The organism is Frankia sp. AgB1.9, from assembly GCF_016786355.1.
Lineage (GTDB): Bacteria > Actinomycetota > Actinomycetes > Frankiales > Frankiaceae > Pseudofrankia.
The window spans coordinates 27,406-46,114 of sequence record NZ_JADWYX010000071.1 but is presented as its reverse complement, the minus strand read 5'-3'; the positions used below and the strand labels follow the sequence as shown (position 1 = coordinate 46,114).

General features: G+C 72.7%; 17 protein-coding genes and 1 pseudogene. 11 read left to right on the top strand and 7 right to left on the bottom strand.

Translation table 11 applies throughout. The features are described from left to right. Nucleotides 1-205: 205 nt before the first annotated feature. The 4 genes from I6A60_RS25620 to I6A60_RS25605 form a co-directional block, all read right to left on the bottom strand. Nucleotides 206-601 carry a type II toxin-antitoxin system PemK/MazF family toxin gene (locus tag I6A60_RS25620; protein WP_203017506.1) on the bottom strand — a complete coding sequence of 132 codons (396 nt, stop codon included), beginning with the start codon at nucleotides 599-601 and terminating at the stop codon, nucleotides 206-208. A gap of 50 nt (nucleotides 602-651) precedes the next feature. After that, entirely contained in the window at nucleotides 652-1,245 is a 594-nt protein-coding gene (locus I6A60_RS25615) for a DUF3501 family protein (RefSeq protein WP_203017508.1), read from the bottom strand. Between the two features lie 244 nt (nucleotides 1,246-1,489). After that, nucleotides 1,490-1,924, bottom strand: a complete 435-nt coding sequence (locus I6A60_RS25610; RefSeq protein WP_203021888.1) for a rubrerythrin family protein — start codon at nucleotides 1,922-1,924, stop codon at nucleotides 1,490-1,492. Nucleotides 1,925-1,977: 53 nt separating this feature from the next. Beyond that, the gene (locus I6A60_RS25605; RefSeq protein ID WP_203021889.1) at nucleotides 1,978-2,469 is read right to left on the bottom strand and encodes a transcriptional repressor; all 492 of its coding nucleotides are present in this window, start codon (nucleotides 2,467-2,469) and stop codon (nucleotides 1,978-1,980) included. A gap of 327 nt (nucleotides 2,470-2,796) precedes the next feature. Here I6A60_RS25605 and I6A60_RS25600 point away from each other — a divergent pair, with 327 nt between their 5' ends. The 6 genes from I6A60_RS25600 (at nucleotide 2,797) to I6A60_RS25575 (ending at nucleotide 9,157) form a co-directional block, all read left to right on the top strand. Continuing rightward, nucleotides 2,797-3,234 carry a response regulator transcription factor gene (locus I6A60_RS25600; RefSeq protein ID WP_013422969.1) on the top strand — a complete coding sequence of 146 codons (438 nt, stop codon included), beginning with the start codon at nucleotides 2,797-2,799 and terminating at the stop codon, nucleotides 3,232-3,234. Beyond that, nucleotides 3,231-4,334: an anthranilate phosphoribosyltransferase gene (gene trpD, locus I6A60_RS25595; RefSeq protein ID WP_203021890.1), complete on the top strand. Its 1,104-nt coding sequence runs from the start codon at nucleotides 3,231-3,233 to the stop codon at nucleotides 4,332-4,334. Before I6A60_RS25600 ends, trpD begins: the two co-directional genes overlap by 4 nt. A 479-nt stretch (nucleotides 4,335-4,813) precedes the next feature. Further along, the gene (locus I6A60_RS25590) at nucleotides 4,814-5,452 is read left to right on the top strand and encodes a heme-copper oxidase subunit III (RefSeq protein ID WP_203021891.1); all 639 of its coding nucleotides are present in this window, start codon (nucleotides 4,814-4,816) and stop codon (nucleotides 5,450-5,452) included. A gap of 23 nt (nucleotides 5,453-5,475) precedes the next feature. Continuing rightward, nucleotides 5,476-6,396 (top strand): c-type cytochrome, encoded by a 921-nt coding sequence (locus I6A60_RS25585; RefSeq protein WP_374113322.1) that lies wholly within the window; start codon nucleotides 5,476-5,478, stop codon nucleotides 6,394-6,396. Then, complete coding sequence (locus I6A60_RS25580; RefSeq protein ID WP_203021892.1) at nucleotides 6,393-7,517, top strand: ubiquinol-cytochrome c reductase iron-sulfur subunit; 1,125 nt, start codon at nucleotides 6,393-6,395, stop codon at nucleotides 7,515-7,517. The genes I6A60_RS25585 and I6A60_RS25580 overlap by 4 nt, the downstream gene beginning before the upstream one ends. Beyond that, nucleotides 7,514-9,157 (top strand): ubiquinol-cytochrome c reductase cytochrome b subunit, encoded by a 1,644-nt coding sequence (locus I6A60_RS25575; RefSeq protein ID WP_203021893.1) that lies wholly within the window; start codon nucleotides 7,514-7,516, stop codon nucleotides 9,155-9,157. The genes I6A60_RS25580 and I6A60_RS25575 overlap by 4 nt, the downstream gene beginning before the upstream one ends. Before the next feature lie 578 nt (nucleotides 9,158-9,735). Here the strand turns inward: I6A60_RS25575 and I6A60_RS25570 are convergent. Beyond that, complete coding sequence (locus I6A60_RS25570) at nucleotides 9,736-11,556, bottom strand: DEDD exonuclease domain-containing protein (RefSeq protein ID WP_203021894.1); 1,821 nt, start codon at nucleotides 11,554-11,556, stop codon at nucleotides 9,736-9,738. A 610-nt stretch (nucleotides 11,557-12,166) separates the two neighbouring features. Between I6A60_RS25570 and I6A60_RS42940 the strand changes: the two genes are divergently transcribed. After that, nucleotides 12,167-12,295, top strand: coding sequence for a hypothetical protein (locus tag I6A60_RS42940; protein WP_255545290.1), 129 nt, complete (start codon nucleotides 12,167-12,169; stop codon nucleotides 12,293-12,295). An 839-nt stretch (nucleotides 12,296-13,134) separates the two neighbouring features. Here the strand turns inward: I6A60_RS42940 and I6A60_RS25565 are convergent. After that, nucleotides 13,135-13,548, bottom strand: a complete 414-nt coding sequence (locus I6A60_RS25565) for a VOC family protein (protein WP_203021896.1) — start codon at nucleotides 13,546-13,548, stop codon at nucleotides 13,135-13,137. 130 nt (nucleotides 13,549-13,678) lie between these two features. Here I6A60_RS25565 and I6A60_RS25560 point away from each other — a divergent pair, with 130 nt between their 5' ends. Further along, nucleotides 13,679-14,074: an HIT family protein gene (locus tag I6A60_RS25560; protein ID WP_203021897.1), complete on the top strand. Its 396-nt coding sequence runs from the start codon at nucleotides 13,679-13,681 to the stop codon at nucleotides 14,072-14,074. A gap of 405 nt (nucleotides 14,075-14,479) precedes the next feature. On the opposite strand, the gene I6A60_RS25555 is transcribed toward I6A60_RS25560, so the two are convergent. Further along, nucleotides 14,480-15,658: a DUF4352 domain-containing protein gene (locus I6A60_RS25555; protein ID WP_203017325.1), complete on the bottom strand. Its 1,179-nt coding sequence runs from the start codon at nucleotides 15,656-15,658 to the stop codon at nucleotides 14,480-14,482. Between the two features lie 415 nt (nucleotides 15,659-16,073). Between I6A60_RS25555 and I6A60_RS25550 the strand changes: the two genes are divergently transcribed. From I6A60_RS25550 to I6A60_RS25540, 3 genes and pseudogenes are all read left to right on the top strand, one after another. Continuing rightward, nucleotides 16,074-17,384, top strand: coding sequence for an NYN domain-containing protein (locus tag I6A60_RS25550; RefSeq protein WP_203042028.1), 1,311 nt, complete (start codon nucleotides 16,074-16,076; stop codon nucleotides 17,382-17,384). Nucleotides 17,385-17,463: 79 nt separating this feature from the next. Next, nucleotides 17,464-17,817 carry a hypothetical protein gene (locus tag I6A60_RS25545; protein ID WP_203017387.1) on the top strand — a complete coding sequence of 118 codons (354 nt, stop codon included), beginning with the start codon at nucleotides 17,464-17,466 and terminating at the stop codon, nucleotides 17,815-17,817. After that, nucleotides 17,814-18,709: pseudogene (locus I6A60_RS25540) on the top strand (hypothetical protein); the annotation flags it as partial. The gene I6A60_RS25545 and the pseudogene I6A60_RS25540, both read left to right, overlap by 4 nt.

The following is an 18,709-nucleotide window of genomic DNA, read 5'->3' as shown; positions in this document are numbered from 1 at the left end:
GGACCGCTCCGTCGCGACACCCGCCTCACCACGACACCTGCCTCGCAGGACATCCGCCGTGCCGCGGCACCGCCGCGGGGGGGGGGGCGGGGGCGCCCCCCCCCCGCGGGGGGGGGGGGGGTGCCCGGACCCCCCCACCCCCGCGCCCCACGCCTTTCTGCCGGGCTGTCTCAGTTCTCCAAGCGGGGCTCAGTCCTGGAAGCCCTCAGTCCTGGAAGCGCAGTGCCGCCTCGACGACCTGCTCGAACACCGCGGGCCGCAGCGCGGAGCCCTCGCGGCGCACCCGGTCCGGGTCGAGGACGAGCAGCCGGTCGAGCCGGACCTCGCTCGGCCGCCCCTCCCGGTCCCAGCCGCCGGTGCCGACGTCCATCCAGTGCCGGCCGTGGCGCGCCTCCTGCTCGGCGTCCCGGTCGTGGTCCTTGCTGGTCAGCATCAGGCCGAGCAGCCGGTCACCCCGGACGCCGATCAGCAGGACCGGCCGGTCCTTGCCCTGGCTCGCGTCCTCCTCGAAGGGCACCCACGCCCACACCACCTCGCCCGGGTCGGGCTCGCCGTCCCGCTCGGGCTCGTACACGATCTCGTCCCGCAAGTCCCCGATCATGGCATCGAGCGTAGCGGTGACGGACCCCGGCGGGGGCGTCGCGGGGGCGGTCAGCGCAGGGTGAGGTCGGCGATGAGCGACCGGCGGGTGGCGCCCTCGACGGGGGTCGAGTCGCTGTAGGCCTCGTGGTCGACGGCCAGCTCGACGGTGACCGCGGGGTCACGGAACCTGTCCCGCTGCTCGTCGTTCAGCGGGAACCGGAACATGTGCACCGAGACGGTCTCGCTCGGGACGCTCAGGTCCTCGTCGGGGCCGCGGATCTCCTCCGCGGCGACGGTCTCGCCGTCGATCTCCAGCGAGAGCGCGTTCTGCAGGCCGGCCAGGTGCCGCAGCTCGTCGCGGACCGAGTCGGTGCCCTTGAGCTCGACGAACATCGTGGCGGTCAGCGAGTGGCTGGTCGGCATCAGCCGGCCGTAGACCTCGATCTCGTGCTCGACGTCGGACGGGTCGGACAGCCGCTCGGTGTAGACCATCTCCTGCACCTGGTACTGCAGCGTCGCCTGGTTCTCGAACTCGAAGACGAGGATGTCGCCGACCCGGACGCGCCGCTCGGCCCGGACCGGGATCATGCGCTTGCGGGTCTCTGCCCGCCCGGCCGCGTACGCCTGGTGGTCGGTCGTGATGTCCTGGACGGTCAGCGTCATCGGTAACCCCCTGGTTCAGGTGATTCGGTCCAGCGTCCCAGGCGGGAGGCTTCTCGCCCAGGCCTGTTCCTGCCCAGCCGCCGCGGCCGTCTAGCCGCGGTGCCGGGAAAGGCGCGGGCCGGGGCTCCGGACGCCGGCGACCGAACGAGGTCGCCGGGCCCGAGATGCCCCGGCCCGAGTGGGTGCTGTGCCGGCCGGCTGGTGCGCCGGTGTCGGCGTGGTGCCGTCAGCCGAGGAGGCTGACTCAGGCGTCGGCCTCGGCGAGGACGGCGTCCAGGGCCTTCTGGAACCGGCCGGCGTGGGTCTTCTCGGCCCGGGCCAGCGTCGCGAACCAGTCGGCGATCTCCTCGAAGCCCTCCTCGCGGGCGTCCTTGGCGAAGCCGGGGTACATCGCGGTGAACTCGTAGGTCTCACCGGCGACGGCCGAGGCCAGGTTCTTGGCGGTGCTGCCGACCGGCTGGTCGGTCGCCGGGTCGCCGACCTCGGCCAGGAAGTCCATGTGGCCGAAGGCGTGGCCGGTCTCGCCCTCCGCCGTGTCACGGAACAGCGAGGAGGCGTCGGTCAGGCCCTCGATGTCGGCGCGGCGCGCGAAGTACAGGTAGCGGCGGTTGGCCTGGCTCTCGCCGGCGAAGGCCTCCTTGAGGTTCGTGTGGGTCTTGGTGCCTTCGAGCTTGGGCATGCATGCTCCTTGGTCGAGTTGGACGTTGCTCCCGGTGTGGTCCGCGGAGGTCGTCAAGCGCCGCCGGGCGTACCGGGGTCAGTGCGGCCGGCCAGGTCGGCGCTGGCGCCATGGGCCACGCGAGGCTGTACCCGCACGTCACCCAGAGCGTCCGCCGTGCAGTCCGGGCACAGGCCGCGGAACTGCAGGTCGTAGCCGGTTATGGAGAAGCCCGAGTTCCGGGCGATCTCCGCCACCATCCCGATGGGGATGGGGTGGTCGATGTCGACCGCCCGCCCACAGCGGTCACAGACCGCGTGGTCATGGCGGTCGGTGTTCGCGTCATAGCGGGCGGCGGCCCCGGCGCCCAGGTTGAGCTCCAGGGCGTGGCCGGTGGTGACCAGCAGAGCGAGCGAGCGGTAGACGGTGGCGCTGCCGATGCCGGGCGCGACCGCGCGGACCCGCTCGTAGACCTCCGCCGCGGTCGGATGGTCGTGCGCCGACCGGAGTACCGCCAGCACGGCGGCGCGCTGCCTGGTCAGCCGAAGCTCCTGCTGTTCTGGCACGCGTCACCCCCTCTGCGGCTGGAAGCGGGCCTGCGGCCCCGCGTCGGGGCGGCCCGTGAGACGTTCTGAGAACGAGTCTCAGTATCGATCCGGGAACGGAGCGATGGCAAATTCCGGGGGGTGTGACCTGGGTCGCGAGGCGCGCCGGGGGGCGGCGGATCCGCAGGTGGCCAGACCGTATCGCGCTCGGTCCGATACCCTCGCAGCGGACTCCCGTCGTCGTGGCGTGCGCCACGTGACCTGCCGCGGACACGCTAGTGCCGCCGGCGGCGGAGTGCCGCCCGCCGCCCACCGCGGCGGTACCTCGAAGCGAAAGGCCGCGAGGACATGAGCACCGTCCTGGTGTACGCCGACCGTGCTGACGTGCGCGCGCGCGTCAAGGCTGCCATCGGCACCTTCCCCGACCCGCGGCTCGGCGAGATCGAGTTCGTGGACGTGGCCGACGGCCGCGTTCTGCTGTCCGCCGTCGACCACGGCGAGGCCGACCTCTGCGTCCTCGACGCCGAGGCGACCCCGGAAGGCGGGATGGGGCTGTCCCGGCAGCTCAAGAACGAGATCACCGACTGCCCGCCCACCCTGCTGCTGGTCGCCCGCCCGGACGACCGCTGGCTGGCGACCTGGTCGCTCGCCGACGCGGTGGTGACCCACCCGGTCGACCCGGACGAGCTGACGGCCGCGGTCGTCGAGCTGCTGCTGGCCCGCGCGGCCGGCGACCCGGTCCGCCGGCCCGTCACCTACGCCTCGCACGCCGCGATCACGCCATGACCGGCTCGGCGACCACGGACGCCGAGCCGCTCGTCCAGGCCGCGGGGCACACCTGGCCCGACCTGCTCCAGCCGCTGATCGACGGCAAGGACCTGGCCGCCGACCAGACCGCCTGGGCGATGAACCAGATCATGTCCGGCGTCGCGACCAATGCCCAGATCGCCGGATTCGTCACCGGGCTGCGGGCCAAGGGCGAGACGGCGGCCGAGATCGGCGGGCTGGTCGCGTCGATGCTGGAGTTCGCCCTGCCCGTGCGGGCCGACGCGGCGCTGCTGAGCGCCGCCGTCGACACGTGCGGGACGGGCGGCGACCGGTCGCACACCGTGAACCTGTCGACGATGGCCGCGGTCGTCGTGGCGGCCCTCGGCGTGCCGGTCGTCAAACACGGCAACCGGGCGTCATCGTCGTCCTGCGGGTCGGCAGACCTGCTGGAGGAGCTCGGTGTCGTCATCGACCTGGCACCGGACGGCGTCGCCCGGACGCTGACCGAGGTTGGGATCACCTTCTGCTTCGCCCGGACGTTCCACCCGGCGATGCGCTTCGTCGCCGCCGTCCGCTCGGAGCTGGCGGTGCCGACGGCCTTCAACATCCTCGGCCCCCTCACCAACCCGGCCCGCCCGGGCGCCCAGTCCATCGGGGTCGGCCACGCGCCGCTCGCCCCGGTCGTGGCGCAGGTGCTCGCCGACCGGGGCACCAGGGCGCTGGTGTTCCGGGGCGACGACGGCCTGGACGAGCTCAGCCCGTGCGCGCCGTCGACGATCTGGGCGGCGAACGGCGGCGAGCTGCGGACGGAGCGCTTCGACCCGCGTGACGTCGGCATCGACGTGCCGGACCGGGACGCGCTGCGCGGCGCGGACGCGCGGTTCAACGCCGGCGTCGCCCGCGCGGTGTTCGCCGGCAAGCAGGGGCCGGTGCGGGACGCGGTGCTGCTGGCCGCGGCCGCGGCCCTCGTCGCGGCGGCCGGACCGACCGAGGCGCCGATCACCGAGCAGCTGCGCGGACAGCTGGACCGGGCCGCCTCGGCGCTGGACTCCGGCGCGGCGACCGCGCTGCTGGAGCGCTGGGTGACCGTCAGCCGCGCCGCTGTGCCCGTTTCCTAGCGCCGACCTTCGCGAGCCTGGCTGATCCCCTCGCGGTCCCGTCAGGCCCGCTACGACAACCTCCCCGCCACGCGCGGGGAGGTTGTCTCGTTTCCGGGCGTGCCGCTCGGCCCGCTGAGCCGCCAACGGCTGCTCGCCGCGCGTCGGAAGGCTGTTGCCGGACTGGTGGGGGAGTGAGTCGCGGCACATCTGGCGCCGGTCGGGCACCCGGGGCGGCCGGCCGGTCGTTGCGAGCGACCGCCCGCGTGCGTCCGACATGCGGAAGACCCTGCGGTTAACGGGTTCTGAGGATTTTTCCCACGTCGTGCCGTCGCTGGGCGAGCGACCGTGGGCGGCGGGCGGGTGGGGTTTCGACGGGTGTCCGGCGGGCGTCCGGAGGTCTTCTACGGCCCGTAGGAGGTGGGTCGGCGGCTCCTCGACGGGCCGTAGTCCTACCGATTGTCGAACCTTCGGTGGCGCCTGCGTCGAGGCGTGCCAGAATGACCAGCGTGGCCACGGCACCCGTCCTTGAGAAGGCTCCGCCGCCACATCCCATGTCCAACCGTCCGTCGATGGTCTCGGTTGGCACCGTGGTGTGGCTGTCGTCGGAGCTCATGTTCTTCGCGGCGTTGTTCGCGATGTTCTACACGATCCGTTCGGTCAACAGCGGCAACTGGCCGCCCGCGACCGGCGACCCGAAGGGCTCGGGCATCGGCCCGGTGCACCTACACGTCGTCTACGCGCTGATCTTCACGATCATCCTGGTTCTCTCCAGCGTGACGTGCCAGCTGGGCGTCTTCGCCGCCGAACGTGGCGACGTGTACGGGCTGCGCCGCTGGTACACGATCTCGTTCCTGATGGGCCTGACCTTCGTCCTCGGCCAGGCGAACGAGTTCTTCCGGGAGAACGACTTCGGGCTGAACTCACACGCGTACGGCTCGGTGTACTACCTGACCAGCGGCTTCCACGGTCTGCACGTGATCGGTGGTCTGATCGCGTTCCTCATGGTCCTGGCCAGGTCCACCTTCGGCCGCTACACGCCGGAGAAGGCCACTACCGCGATCGTCGTGTCGTACTACTGGCACTTCGTCGACGTGGTCTGGATCGGCCTGTTCGCGACCATCTACCTCCTCCAGTGAGCGACATGACTGCATCTCACGAGATGACCCCGCCCGCGGACGCCACCGAGCCGGTCGACGCCTCCGTCACCGAGCTGGTGGACGCGGACGACGAGGCAGCGAGCCCGGTCGCCGAACGGCCCGTCCGCGTGCGCGGGCGGCTCACGCCGCGGGTCCGCGGGTCCCGGCCGGTCAGCGCCAAGCGCCGACGCCGGTCGTCCGCGCTGGTCCTGTCGCTGGCCCTCCTGGCCACGGGCGTGCTGTGGTCGGTGTTCGCCCCGACTGGCAACGCGGCGGACCCGACCGAGAGCGAGGCCGTCCGCAACGGCCAGGCCCTCTACCTGCAGGGCTGCTCGACCTGTCACGGGCTCAACGCCAGCGGGACCCAGTCCGGCCCGAGCCTGATCGGTGTCGGTTCGGCCGCGGTCGACTTCCAGGTGTCGACCGGGCGGATGCCGCTCGCCGGCGCCGCCGCGCAGGCCAAGCGCAAGGACCCGAGCTACTCGCAGACCCAGATCGACCAGATCGCGGCCTACATCCAGACGTTGGGCGGCGGTCTCGAGAAGCCGACCATCACGCAGAAGGAGCTCGCGGACGCCGACATGGCCTTCGGCGGCGAGCTCTACCGGTCGAACTGCGCGCAGTGCCATCAGGTCGCCGGGCAGGGCGCTCCGCTGACGTATGGCAAGTACGCGCCGGCGCTGACGAACGCAACCCCTGAGCAGATCCTCGAGGCCATGCGGGTCGGCCCCGAGTCGATGCCCGTCTTCGGGCAGGGCCAGCTCGACGACAACAGCGCCAAGGCGATCGCCGCGTACATCGTGGCCAGCCGTGACGCCACGAGCCCCGGCGGTGACAAGCTGGGCGCCTACGGCCCGGTCCCCGAGGGCCTCTTGGCGATCCTCGTCGGCATCGGTGGCCTGCTCGGTGTGTGCCTGTGGATCGGAGCGAGGCAGAAGGTATGAGCGAGCACGAGACTCCCGCCGATGGCGGCGGGAGCGTCTTCGACCGGGTGAAGCGCCCGGCCGGTGGCGGCTCGGCGGGCGGTGACCGGCCGGAGGTGCTCGCCACCCCGCCGGCGCCGACCGACTCCACCCAGCTGGTGGAGCACACGTCCTGGCGGCAGGGGGACGTCGCGCCCCGGCCGCCGCGCGCCGAGGACGTCGACCGCCGGGCCCAGCGCCGCTCCGAGCGGCTGATCGCGGTCTGGTTCACCCTCTCGGTGATCGGCACCCTCGGCTTCATCGTCGCGAACTTCGTCGGCGACAAGCACAAGGGCTACTACACGCCGTGCCTGGGCATTGCGCTCGCACTGGCGCTCGGTGGCCTGGGTGTCGGCATGATCCTCTGGGCCAAGCGGCTCATGCCGCACGTGCATGCAGTCCAGGACCGGCATGGCTTCAAGAGCACCGAAGAAGAGACCGCCGTCCTCGAAGAGGAGATGGCACTCGGCTGGGTCGACATGGGCCTCGGCCAGCACAAGCTGCTGCGCCGTAGCCTGCTCGGCGCCGGCACGGTCCTCGGTGGCCTGCTCGTCGTCCCGCTGCTGAACCTCACGAACTCCAAGCCGGGCAAGAAGCTCGACCACACCCACTGGGTGAAGGGCGCGCGGATGGTCACCAGCGAGGGCCGGTTCGTGAAGCTGGGCGACATCTCCATCGGCGGCATCGAGACCGTGTTCCCCGCGCTTCCGGTCACCGACGCGAGCGGCAAGAAGAGCTTCGCGCCGCAGCTGGACCTGGCGACCAAGGGCGACAGCACCACAATCCTGGTCCGCATGGAGCCCGGCCTGAACAAGCCGCGGCCCGGCCGGGAGACCTGGGAAATCAACGGGCTCGTCGCCTACTCCAAGATCTGCACGCACGCTGGCTGCCCGGTCAGCCTCTACGAGCAGCAGACCCATCACCTGCTGTGCCCGTGCCACCAGTCGGTGTTCGACGTCCCGGACGGCTGCCGCGCCATCTTCGGCCCGGCCAGCCGGTCGCTGCCGCAGCTCGCGCTCGGCGTCGACGGTGAGGGCTTCCTCATCGCCAGGGACGGCGACTACGACCAGCCGGTCGGGCCCGCGTTCTGGGAGCGCTCATGACGACGACGGCCGGGTCGGTCGGGCCCTCGGCGCCGGCCCCCAAGTTCGAGAAGCGGCCAAGCCCGGTCCGCAAGGCCAACCGGGCGGTGGACGAGCGTTTCCACACCCAGCGGGCGCTGCGGGAGAACCTGAACAAGGTCTTCCCCGACCACTGGTCGTTCATGATCGGTGAGATCGCGCTCTACAGCTTCATCATTCTGCTGCTGACCGGGATCTACCTGACGCTGTTCTTCGACCCCAGCAACACCGAGGTCATCTACCACGGCTCGTACGTCCCGCTCAAGGGCGTGGAGATGAGCCGGGCGTACGCCTCGACGCTGGACATCAGCTTCGACACCCGGGCCGGGCTGATCTTCCGGCAGATCCACCACTGGGCCGCGCTGCTGTTCGTGGCGTCGATCATCGTGCACTGCTTCCGGGTGTTCTTCACCGGCGCCTACCGCAAGCCGCGTGAGATCAACTGGTTGATCGGTGTCGGACTGCTGGTGCTGGGCACGCTGGAGGGCTTCGCCGGCTACTCGCTGCCGGACGACCTGCTCTCCGGCACCGGCCTGCGGATCGCGGCGTCGATCGCCCAGTCGATCCCGGTGATCGGCACCTGGGCGTCGTTCCTGGTGTTCAACGGGGAGTGGCCGGGAACCGACCTGCTGCCCCGGCTCTACGTCGTACACATCCTGCTGGTGCCAGGACTGCTGCTCGCCCTGATCGGCGCGCACCTCGGCATCCTCTGGTTCCAGAAGCACACCGACTTCCCGGGCCCCGGCAAGACCGAGGACAACGTCGTGGGCCACCGGGTCTTCCCGGTGTTCGCGGTGAAGTCCGGCGCGTTCTTCATGATGGTCTTCGCGATGCTGGCCCTGCTGGGTGGCCTCGCGCAGATCAACCCGATCTGGATCTTCGGGCCGTATGACCCCTCGAAGGTGTCCTCCGCGTCGCAGCCTGACTTCTACATCGGCTTCCTCGACGGCTCGACCCGTCTGATGCCGCCCTGGGAGTTCCGCGGGCTCGGGCACACCATCCCAGCGGTCTTCTGGCCGACCGTGATCCTGCCGGGCATCCTGTTCACGTTGCTGGCGCTGTGGCCGTGGCTCGAGTCGATGTTCACCGGCGACCGCGAGTCCCACAACCTGCTGCAGCGACCGCGGGACGCTCCGACCCGCACCGGCATCGGCATGATGTCGATCAGCTTCTACCTGGTGCTGCTGATCTCGGGTGGCAACGACGTCATCGCGAAGACGTTCAGCATCTCGCTGAACGCGATGACGTGGGCCGGCCGCATCGGCCTCATCATCGTGCCGCCGATCACGTACGTGGCGACGAAGAAGCTGTGCATCGGGCTGCAGAAGCGTGATCACGACATCGCGCACCACGGCATCGAGACCGGCATCATCCGGCAGCTGCCGACCGGTGAGTTCGTCGAGGACCACCGGCCGAAGCTGCCGCCCGTCTCGGACTACCACCAGGTTCCGACGCACCGGTACGAGCTGTCGGCGCCCGGCGACCATTCCGAGGGCAACGGCAACGGCAAGGGTGGCGGCCTCGCCACCCGGGCCCGCAAGGCCGTAACCGGCTTCTTCGTCGAGGAGACGCCAGGCGAGGAGCCAGCCGACGATGCCCCGGTAGGCGGGTCGCACCACTAGTCCGGTCAGCACCAGATAGTCCGGTCAGCACCTGAGGGAGGTAGGCCCACGAGGGCCTACCTCCCTCAGCCTTTGCGCCGCTTTACGAACCGCGCGCCGCCCTATGGTCCGCGCGCCGGCCTATGACCCGCGCGTCGGCCTACGGTCCGCGCGCCGGCCTACGACCTGCGCGCCGGCCTACGACCTGCGCGCCGGCCTACGACCTGCGCGCCGGCCTACGACCTGCGCGTCGCCCTACGGTCCGCGCGCCGGCCAGTGGCCGGTGCGCCGGCCGGGCTCCTTGTCCGCCAGGGGCCGCCCGTCGGCCAGCGGGCCGCTGCTCGTTTTCGGCCGGTGGCGTGCGACGGCCGCGCTTGCTGATCGCCGTTTCAGCCCTCCCGTGGTCGTAACCAGAGCCGGATCGTAACCATCCGAGGGCGTAAACGGCGATCAACGACCGGTGCCCTCGTGAGGCTGGCCTCACGTCGGCCAGCAGGTTGGCCGATCTTCGCTGTGGCCTGTGGCCTGTGGCCTGTGGCCTGCGCCGGGTGGCCTGCGCCGGGTGGCCTGTGGCCTGCGCCGGGTGGCCGGCGGGCCTGTTACGAATGGCCGGCGCGGCGTAGGACGCCCGGCTGGTGGACGGTGCGTTCGACGGGCTCCCGGCGCTCGATCGGCGGTGGCTGCGGGAGTTCGGCGGCCGCGCGGTGGGCGCTCGCGGCGGGCCAGGCCCAGGTTCCGGTCAGCTGGACGAGCCGGGCACCGGAGCTGCCCAGCCAGCGTTCGATGCGCTCCATCTCCTCGACCGTCGCCGCCGGGGTCGGTCCTGGCCCTGGCCGCACCGTCTCGGCGGTGGCCACTACCGCGTCGACCCAGGGACGGGGGTCGATCCCGCGGGGGACCGTCGCGGCCGCCGCGAGCCGGCCATGCCTGACGACCGCGAGGTCCCAGCCGCGCTCGGCTGTCGGGACGGCGCCGACCAGCTCGGGGACGGCGCCGAGCGCGGTCAGCCGCTGCTGGCGCGCGGCGGCGCGGACGAACGCCACCATCCGGTCGCGCACCAGCGCCGCCTCCTCGAACCTGGTCTGCTCGGCCAGCCCGGCGATCCGCGCCCGGGCCGCCGCGACGACCAGCGCCGGGTCACCCGTCATCGCTTCGCGAGCGGCGGCGACGACGTCCCCGTACGCCTCCACCGACTGCCGGCCGTCGCAGGGAGCGCCGCACTTGCCCAGGTCCGCCAGCGCACACGCGGGGCTCGTCGCCCGGGGCGAGAGCCGCCCACCGCAGCGGCGCAGCGCCACCGCGTCGAGCAGGCCGTCACCTGCCAGCTCCGCGCCACCCGCGCCGCCGAACGGGCCGAGGTAGGTGCCCGCGTCCGCGCGGACCTGCCGGACCTTCGACAGCCGGGGAAACGGCTCGTCGGTCAGCCGCAGGAAGACGACGCGTTCGGGAAACCGGGAGCGGCGGTTGTACGGCGGCTTGTGCTCGGCGATGAGGCGCAGCTCCCGGACCTCGGCCTCCAGCGCGTGCGCGCACGCGATTGCGTCGACCCGTTCGGCGGCGGCCACCATCTCCGCCATCCGGCTCCGCGTCTCGCTGGCGGTGAAATAGGTGCGCACCCTGGCCCGGACGGACGCCGACTTGCCAACGTAGAGGACCCGCCCGGTGGCGTCCCGGAAGATGTAGACCCCGGGACCGGTGGGCAGGTCGTCGGCCAGGACCCGTTTCCTGCGCTGGGCGGGGGAGACCCGGGCACTGTAGGCATGGACGTCCTCGAGGGTGGTCACCCCGAGGTTGCCGAGTCGTTCGAAGAGGCCGTGCAGCACGTCCACCGTGGCCCGTGCGTCGGCCAAGGCCCGGTGGCACGGCTCGGTGTTAGCCCGGAACAGCCGGGCGAGCGACGAAAGCTTGTTGTTGGGACTCTCGTCCCGGGTGACGATCCGGCGCGCCAGCCGGGCGGTGTCCAGATGCTCCCAGGTCGGCACTGGGTATCCGACGCGTTCGCAGGCGGCCTTGAGGAAGCTCAGGTCGAAGCCCGCGTTGTGCGCGACCAGCACCGTGCCCTGGATGAACTCCAGGAAAGCCGGCAGCACCTCGCCGAGCGCCGGGGCAGTCGCCAGCATCGCGTCGGTGATCCCGGTCAGCACGGTGATGAGCGGCGGTATCCCGGTCGAGGTGCGCACCAGCGTCGCGAACTCGGCCACCACCTCCCCGCCGCGCACCTTCACCGCGCCGAACTCGGTGATCTCGGCGGTGGTCGGCCCCGTGCCCGTCGTCTCCAGGTCGAACACGACGAACGTGACGTCTCTCAGCAGCCGGCCCAGCTCGTCGAAGCTGCCCTGCCGGCCAGCGGGCGCGGCGTCGCGGGCTGCTACGGACCCGGGCCCGGGCCCGGATCCGGAGTCGCGGCGCGGCGTGGCCAAGCGAGAGCTCGCTGGCGGGGTGCCCGGTGGTGACAGCGCGAGGGGCGTGCCGCTGGGAGGCGAGGGTGTGAGGGGTGAGGCGCTGAGGGGTGAGGGTGCGCGGGGTGGGATGCCGGGAGATGGCGGCGCAGGGTACGTGGCGCCAGGAGATGACGGCGCCCGGGGCGGTGCGGCGCCAGGTGTCGAGGGCGCGGCGCCGGGGGTCGGGAGCGCGGGTCGCGGCGCGGCGTGATCGGGAGACACACCGCGACCGTAGTGACAAGGTCCGACAGTCCGGGCATCCGCGCGACGCCCCACGTCGTCCGCCCCACGTCGTCCGCCCCACGTCACCCGGTCACCCGGTCACCCCGTCACCCCGTCGTCCGTCGCGCGGCCGGATCGTCGCCCAGATGGCTGCCCTGCTGGTGACTCCTTCCGCGACCTTCTAAGCCGATACGTCGTTTGCCGCAGGGCCCCGGCCGGTGCCCCGACTTGACCAAGCTGCGTCCGGGCCGCCCAGCCCGCCCGCCCGGGCGCCACCCTGGGTGGCGATCACCCTGACACGCTCGCCTCGGCGAGCGTCCTCACCGCCGCGCTCCTCGCGCTCGGGGAGTACCAGGCGGTCCGGACCGTGGCCGAGGACATCCGGGCGCGATACCGCCGCATGAACGGCGACGACGACACCGCCACGCTGTACTCCGCGCACAACGTCGCCTTCACGCTGTACCTGCTCGGGACTACGGCGGCGCCCGGTACCTAGACGAAGACACCGCGAGGCGGTTGCGCTGTCGCCCGGCCCGGCCCGGCCCGGCCGGTCCCGCCCCGTCCCGCTCCGCGTCCGGCCTCGTCCCGCTTCGTCCGGCCTCGTCCCGCCCGTCCCGCCGGTCCGGTCCGAGGCGTCGACTTGCCTGCGCACACGCCGATCATCGGGCTGACTGGGCAAACTGCGACCCCTTGATCGAGAACTGCGCAGGGAACAAGGGAACAAATCGGGGCATCGGACGCCGTTTTGCCTGCGCAATGAGTGATCAAGGCGTCTCGATGGGGCGGGAGGCCGCCTTGATCACTGGTTGCGCGGGGGAACTGGTGGGCCGGTGGGGCGGCTACGGGTTGGGCCGGTGGGGCGGCTGGGGGCGGGGAGTGAGGCCGGGCTAGCTGCGTGTGGGTCGGCGCTGGAGAACTAGCAGCACTGGCGCCGCTGGGCCAAACGAGGTTTCCTCGCCGGGACACCCCGGGACACATCACGTGGGTGTTTCTTGGACGAGACCAGAGCTGGGGGCTGGGCCGCGGCTACAGCGTCGGGCGCTGGCCTTGTCGGCGGCGGCCCCGCCCGCGGCTACGCCAGCCACGGCGAGTCGTGGTCGCTGGCGCTCGCGCTGCGGCTGGCGTAGCCGCTGGCCTTGTCGGGGGGGTGGCTGCGGTCGTAGTGCGGGGCTGGCCTTGTTGGGGGCTGGCCGAGGTCACAGTGTTGCGGGTTGGCCGCGGTTACAGCGTTGGGCTGGCCTTGTCGAGGGCTGGCCGAGGTCACGATGTTGCGGGGCTGGCCTTGTTTGGGCTGGCCGCGGTCGGTGTTTGGTGGCTGGCCGCGGTCATGGTTGGTCACCCGAAGGGGCGGGTGAAGCCGGCGGGACCGGCGGTGATGACGCGGAACTCGTTGCCCTCGGGGTCGGCGAGCAGGTAGCCGGCCTCACCGGCGGCCTCCAGTCGGCGCACCCGTCTGGCGCCCAGGGTGGCCAGCCATCCGGCGACCCGCTCGGCGTCCACCGCGTAGAGGTCGAGCTGGAGCCGGTTGCGGGCGGGACCCAGCTTGCGGACCTGCCGCAGCAGCAGCTTCGGGCCGGCGCTCGCCGGGTGGCGTAGCTCGGCGCTGTCCCCGCCCCGGCGGGCGACCTCGTACCCGAGCGCCCGCGACCAGAACCGGATCATTCGGTCGACATCCACGCAGTCGACCCCGACGCGCGCGACCCTAAGCCCGTGAGTCTCAAACCCGGCCACTCGCGCATGATGCCGCATTGCGGGTGTCTTGGCTCACCGGTGGTCGACGTGTTGTGAATCCGTCACGGAAACGAACGCTGCGCGACCGGTCCCGGGCCAGGCGCGGCGGGAGATCGGCGGGGACCGTCGGCTCGATAGGGTCCACGCCATGCCGACTATCTTCACCCGGATCATCAACAGGGAGCTGCCGGGTCGGTTCGTCTACGAGGACGAGCAGACGGTCGCGTTCCTGACCATCGCGCCGATCCGCCCCGGGCACACCCTCGTCGTGCCGCGCCTGGAGATCGACCACTGGATCGACCTGCCGGACGAGGCGCAACGTGACCTGTGGAGCGTGGCCGCGAAGGTCGGCCGGGCGATCCAGGAGGCGTTCCAGCCGCGCCGGGTGGCCGCGATCATCGCGGGGCTGGAGGTGCCGCACACGCACGTCCACCTGATCCCGATCGAGAGCGAGAAGCAGCTCGACTTCAGCCTCGCCAACCCGAACGCGTCGAGCGAGCAACTCGACGAGGTCGCTGAGCGGATCAGGACCGCTCTCGCCTGACCAGACCACGCGGGGCCCGCGCAGCATCTGCGGGTCGAACGGCTGTGGGCCCCAATCGCGGCCGGGCTCGATCGACGCCGGGCCGGAGCACTCCGGCCCGCACCGGCCCCGGGCCCGGAGCAGCGGCGGGGCCCTGACGGCGCCGGGCCCGAACGGCGCCTGACCCGAACGGCGGCGGGCCTGAACGGCGCCGGGACCGAATGGCAGTGGGCCCGAATGGCGCCGGGCCCGAATGGCGCCTGACCCGAACGGCGGCGGGGCTGGATGGCGCCGGGCCCGAACGACAGAGGGCCCGAATGACAGAGGGCCCGAATGACAGAGGGCCGGCGGGCGACGCGGTGGCGTCGCGCGCCCGCCCGGCGGCCGAGGGGCAGGACCGGGCGTCGGTCCTGCCCTGTGGCGTTGTCAGTACCGGTAGTTCGCCCGCGAGGTGGCGAACAGCGGCTCCCAGTACACGAGGTGGTTGTCCGACGGCACGTCGAAGACGATGTTGCCGGTGACCTTCTGGCCCGCGGCCAGGTCGTCCGCGTTCAGCTGCGAGCCGACCGTGTCGTAGGTGGCGTCGTAGCGGCTGCCGTCCGGCGTCTGGCCGAAGAAGCTCAACGGGTAGACGTTCGCCTTACCGACGATCATCTCGACCGTGAAGTTCGCGACCAGGAACAGACCGTTCTTGGGCGGGTCGCCGTAGCTTTCCACCGGGGCAGTGGTGGTACAGAGGCCGTTCAGCGTGATCCGTGCCGTGTAGGTGCTGATGTCGGTGTCGCCGTCACCCTTCACGGTCGCGGTCTGCCCGATGTCGTAGACGCCGGCGGCCGCGCCACCGGCCGGCGGGCTCAGCTTCGTGCAGCCGGGCGGCGCGGTGGTGTGCGCGACGAGCGGCGGGGTGGCGGGCTGCTGTCCGCCCGGCGTCGTGAGGCCGCCACCCGGGCTCACGATCGCCGACGATCCCTGCGCGACCGGGGTGTTCTTGTGTCCGCCGCCGTCATGCACCGCGAGCGCGATGACGATGCCGAGCACGATCGCGGCCACCGCGGCCAGCGCCGAGATGAGAATGACGGCGTTGCGGTTGGACTTCGGCGGCTGCTGGCCCGGCACCTGCTGCCCTGGCCAGCTCGGTCCGCCGCCGGGCGGTGGGTACCCCGCCTGGTCGTACCCCGGCTGCTGGTAGCCCTGCTGGGGGTAGCCGGTCTGTGCGTACCCCGGCTGCTGGTAGCCGGTCTGAGGCTGGGAGTAGCCGCCCGGGTACGGGGTGGACTGGGGCGGCGGGGTGCCCGGCGACTGCTGGGGGTAACCACCGGGCTGGGGGTAGCCGCCCGGCGGGGGAGTGCCCTGCTGGGGGTAGCCACCGGGCGGAGGTGTGCCCTGCTGGGGGTAGCCGGGCTGGCCGTATCCACCAGGGGTGGGCCACTGGCCTGCGGCGGGCGAGGGAGTCTGTCCGGGCGGGGTAGGCCAGCCGGGGGACTCGGCCTTGGTGGTGGGCATCGCCTGCCAGTCCGGCGCCGGGGTGGCCTGCGGCCATCCACCGCCGGCCGGGGGGCTACCGCCTCCGCCGTCCGGGGGGTATGGGGGGTTCTGGTCGCTCACGGCGTTCCTCTCGTAGCACACCCCGCTGCCAGATAACGGAGCAATCGAGGATGGATAACGCGAGATTACAGAAGTCGACGATGCATCACAGAAATGGCCGGCAAGGGCGCTATTCCGGTGACATAACCCGCCAATGTGGTGTTCTGTGGGGCGTTGATTGTGTGTAAGTGGCCTGCCCGTTCATCGACTGGCCTGGCGGAGGGCTGGGTGCGGTGGTCGTCGTGGAGCCGCGGTGGCCCGGCTACGATCGCGTGCTCAACCGCCTTGTGCGGGATGGTGACCGTTCATGACCGGCGGTGACGGTTGCGAGGTCGGGCTAGGCTGGAGTGCTGCCACCCGTTCCCGCGCAGGGGAGAATCCGCACAGTGCCCGTCGACCCGCTCACCGACCGTCGAGCCGCTCCGCCGGACGCCGGGTGAGTGGGCCGCTGCCGGCGGAGGTGCGTTCCCAGGTCGTCGCCTTCGCCGCCGACACGCTGGCCGGCCTCGAGGACGCCGAGGTGCCGGCCAGCCTGGTCGCGGTGCGCCGGTTCACCCCCGCGCGGCGGCCCCGCCAGGGAGCGGTTCCGCTCGCGGCGGCGGTCGAGCACGACGCCCTCTTCCGTGGCCGGGTCGCCGACTGGGTCCGGCGGACCCAGCCGGGCCTGGCCGAGGCGATCACCTCGGCCGCCGGGCCGCCGGCCGCCGCGCCGCCCGCCGCTGTGGCCGCCGTCGCCTTCGTGCTGCGCCCGCCTGGCTGGGAGGCCCTGGTCGCCGCGGCCGCCGACTCGTCCGCGCAGGCCGCCATGTCGGCCCGGGCCGACGAGGCGTCCCGCGAGGTGGGCCGGCTGACCGAGGCGTTGGCCGCCGTCCAGGAGAACGGACGGGCCGAGCATGAGCAGCTGCGCGAGCAGCTGGCCGCCAGCCGAGGCGAGATCGACGACCTGCGCCGGAAGGTGCGCGGCTCGTCGGAGCGCGTCCGGCGGGCGGAACAGTCCGCCCAGGAAGAGATCGCGGCCTCGGTCGCCGACCGGGACGCGGCGCGCGTCGCGGTGCGTACCGCCGAGGCCGAGTCCCGCCGGCTGCGGGCCAGGGTCGGCGAGCTGGAGACGGCGCTCGCCGCGGCGCGCCGGGAGGGGCGTGACGCCCGCAGCCTCGACGACGCCCGGCTGCGGGTCCTGCTCGACACGCTGATGGGCGCCGCCAACGGCGTTCGGCGGGAGCTCGGCCTGTCGAGCACGGTGCTGCGCCCGGCCGACCTGTGCGCTCCGGCCGACGGCCAGCCGCGCGACGCGCTGGCCGTTGTCGGCGCCAGTGGTCGCCCGGAGGACGACCCGACGATCATCGACGCGGTGCTGAGCGTGCCGGGCGTTCACGTGATCATCGACGGCTACAACGTGACCAAGCGCGGGTACGGGACGCTCACCCTCCAGGCCCAGCGGGTCCGGCTGCTCGCCGGTCTCGGCCCGCTCGCCGGGCGCGCGTCGGAGGCCGAGATCACGGTGGTCTTCGACGCTACGGCGGTCGCCAGCCGGCCGGTCGGCGTGACCGCCCCTCGCGGCGTGCGGGTCCTGTTCAGCCGGCTCGGGGAGCTTGCCGACGAGGAGATCGTCCGCCTGGTGCGGGCCGAGCCGCCCGGCCGGCCGGTCGCCGTGGTGACCTCCGACCGGGAGGTCGCCGAGACCTGCGCCGCCGCCGGCGCCCGGGCCGTTCCGTCGGCGGCGCTGCTTGCCCGCCTCGAGCGCTGACGCTCGCCGGCCCGAAAACTGTCGGACCATCCGTCTAGTCTCCGCGACAGTGCGCTACGGACGACGGAGGGTGAGCGCGATGCTGATCGACTGTGACACCTGCTCGGCTCGCGGGGACGCATGCTCGGACTGTGTGCTGTCCGTGCTGCTCGCTCCGCCTCCGGTCGTCGAGTGGGACGAGGACGAGCGGCGCGCGCTGGCGTTGCTCGCCGACGCGGGCCTGCTGCCCAGGCTGCGGCTGGTGACGCCGCTGGACGTCGTCCTCACCGACGCCATGGCGGCCGAGCAGGTCGGGCCCCCGGAGCCGGTCACCCCGTCCCAGCAGGCGATTCCGCTGGGGGAGCCGTTCGCGCCCGGTCCGCGCCAGCGGACCCGGCCGGCCCACCGCCCCGACGCTGCCGGCCCCGGCCGGCGCGATCGCCGCGCCGGTTGATCAGGCGGGTCGGCCTGGTCGGCGCGCTGGTGGCGCTCGCGGCCGCCCTCGTGCTGGGCGCGGGCTGTGCCGGACGGCCGCCCGGGCCCGCGTCGCCGACGGTACCCGGCGGCGTGGTGAGCGTTCAGGCGGAGGCCGACGTCCCGGTGGACTGGGTCGCGCGGCTGCGCGCGGACGTGGCCTCGGCGGTCGGCGACGTCGCCGGCCCGCGGCCCGGCAGCTGGGCGCGCCGGGTGGACGTCCGGCTGGTGGCCTCGGACGTCCGACTGCGGGCCGTGGCCGGCTGGGCAGTCGGCGGCCCGGTGGGGACGGTGGCCGCGGTCGCGGTCCTGCCGGTGCCCGGCTCGAGCCTGGCGTCATCGTCGTCGTCCCCGCCGGGTGAGGGCGGTGGACGGCTGGTCGTGGATCTCGACGTCTACCGACGACTCACCGCGGACGGCCGGCGGATCGTGCTGCGTCACGAGCTGACCCACCTCGCGACGGCGGCCGAGACGCCGGCCGGGATGCCGGTCTGGCTGGTGGAGGGCTTCGCCGACGAGATCGGTCACGAGGGCGTGACCGGGTTGCCGGTCGACCGCGCGGCAGCCGAGCTCGCCGTCGAGGTGCGGGCCGGGCGGGTGCCCACGACGCTGCCGGCCGACGCGGCGTTCGACGGCTCCGACGGGCGGCTGGCCCAGACCTACCAGGAGGCCTGGCTGGCGTGCCGGCTGCTCGCCGGCCGCCTCGGCGTCGCCGGGCTTGCCCACTTCTACCGCGACGTCGGCGCCAGGCTCGCCGGGCCACTGCGGGCGACGCCCGCCGGGAACGGCGCGGGTGACACCGCGTCGGCCGTGGCAGCGGCGTTGCGAGCAGACGCCGGAATGGGCTGGTCAGCGTTCGTCGCCGACTGGCG